The organism is Vibrio sp. M260118, from assembly GCF_036533755.1.
GTDB lineage: Bacteria > Pseudomonadota > Gammaproteobacteria > Enterobacterales > Vibrionaceae > Vibrio.
Window position 1 is genome coordinate 1 of the sequence record NZ_JATABG010000540.1, and the last position, 1,672, is coordinate 1,672.

Genomic DNA, 1,672 nt, shown 5'->3' on the forward strand with positions numbered 1-1,672 from the left:
TGCTTGGTGTTTGTGACCACGCCGATAGGCTGCTCTACTCTCCCCGCTCTCCGCTCAACTTTTTAACCAAGCGTAAGCGTTTGAAAATTAAAAAGCGTGACCCCAATACCCAAGGCGTACGCCGCTTGGTCAATACCAGCGCGATTGGCGAGCTAACCCTAGATGAGCGCGGCAAGCCTGAACGTATTTCGATTCTTACCGGCGACGGTGTCGAGTGGGAGTTTCCACCAATAAATGAAACGTAAGGTTTTTGTAAAGAGACTTGAGATGCGCGTCCATAACCACTATCTATAAAAGTAACGCTACGACAAATCGAACCAATGCTTTCGAGCGTAACAAATATAAACAATCAAGATTAACGGGCTACCGATATGTTGAACTCTATTACATCTCTATTTAAACAATTGCTCGAAGGCCACGATTTAGGACAAAACGCCCAGCCTGATACCAACTTAGCCATCGCTTGCTTACTGTGTGAGGTAGCCGGCGCAGACCACCAGATTGAACCTGTAGAGGTTGAAGCCAAACGCCACCTATTGATGCGTTTACTCGATCTTGATGAAGCCGGAGCCAAAGTTTTGCTTAGCAGAGCCGAAGCAAGCAGCAAAGAGTCAGCCTCTCTCTACGACTTCACCTCTCAGCTTCGTGAACTAAGCCAAGAGACACGCTACTCGCTAATCAAAGCCATGTGGGAAGTAGCGAATGCCGATGGTGAAATAGATCCACTAGAAGACTCAGTGATCAGAAAAACCGCCGAACTTCTCTACGTCGACCACAACGAATTTATTCGCGCTAAATTGTCTGTGATTGATGGTGATAAGAAGTAGCTACTTACAGTGATTCATTCACTCCAAGCAGGAAATGTTCTTGATGCGTAAATCCGATAAAAAGGTCGAAAACCTAATTAGAGAAGTACTAACTGAAGTTTGTGAAGACACGTTAAAAAGCTACGATGGCTTTCTTTAGGTGACTCATACTGTCAAATATCCTTCTTTCCCTCAAAGTTTAAAAATAAGCTACATTTTCGAAACGAATCAAGATAGAGCCAACTTTATAGAAGGAGAAGCTCCGCCGCACGTCTCAACCACTATCCAAAAGGCGTTTAATAAGGCTGGAGTACAGCTAAAGAACGCAAGCAAACAAATTAGTTACGAGACAAAGTAAATGTTGCAAATAGCGAAATGCAGTCGCACGCTAGCTTGTCACGAGTGGAATCGTCCATGTTCACGCTTTTGCTTAAAATTAAGTGTCTTTAAAGGTCACTTGTATATTCACTGCTATATTTATTTTCTGAATCTAAAAATGGAAGAATGAGGATAAATATGTCACTAATAAAGAAAGCATGCTTTCTCATTGTCACTTTGATTTCTCTCGTGGCTTGCTCTTCGGTAAACGAGGTAAACAGAGGCAATTATGGAGATTTCCAACGTTCATTAAATAATAAATCTCACGGATACACGCTAACTGCGGACCCTTTACTTGAAAGTGATTCTTCGACTTTAGTTGAAAGGTTCGAAGTTCGTTATGGTGATTGTGCTTCTAATAAAGATTGGAATGATTGTAAAAAAGATAGGGAGAGAAGCGAACTTAGTGAACGAAGCAAGTCAACTCATAACGGTGACCAATATTGGTATGGTTGGGAAATTTACTTCCCAGACAATTACACCAATAT

2 protein-coding genes and 2 pseudogenes are annotated in these 1,672 nt (G+C 42.1%); all 4 read left to right on the forward strand.

Annotated features, from left to right (window positions below):
- A pseudogene (locus tag QTO00_RS19305) lies at positions 1 to 245 on the forward strand (alkaline phosphatase family protein); the annotation flags it as partial.
- Positions 246 to 371: 126 nt separating this feature from the next.
- A complete protein-coding gene (locus QTO00_RS19310; protein WP_331426193.1) occupies positions 372 to 827 on the forward strand; it encodes a tellurite resistance TerB family protein in 456 nt (151 codons plus the stop codon).
- Between the two features lie 43 nt (positions 828 to 870).
- A pseudogene (locus tag QTO00_RS19315) lies at positions 871 to 1,164 on the forward strand (Fis family transcriptional regulator).
- Between the two features lie 158 nt (positions 1,165 to 1,322).
- On the forward strand, positions 1,323 to 1,672 hold a 350-nt coding region (locus tag QTO00_RS19320; protein WP_331426194.1), incomplete at its 3' end, for a heparin lyase I family protein.

Excerpts from the sequence above, each read along its gene's own strand:
- QTO00_RS19310 (WP_331426193.1), top strand. The coding sequence starts at position 372 with ATGTTGAACTCTATTACATCTCTATTTAAACAATTGCTCGAAGGCCAC.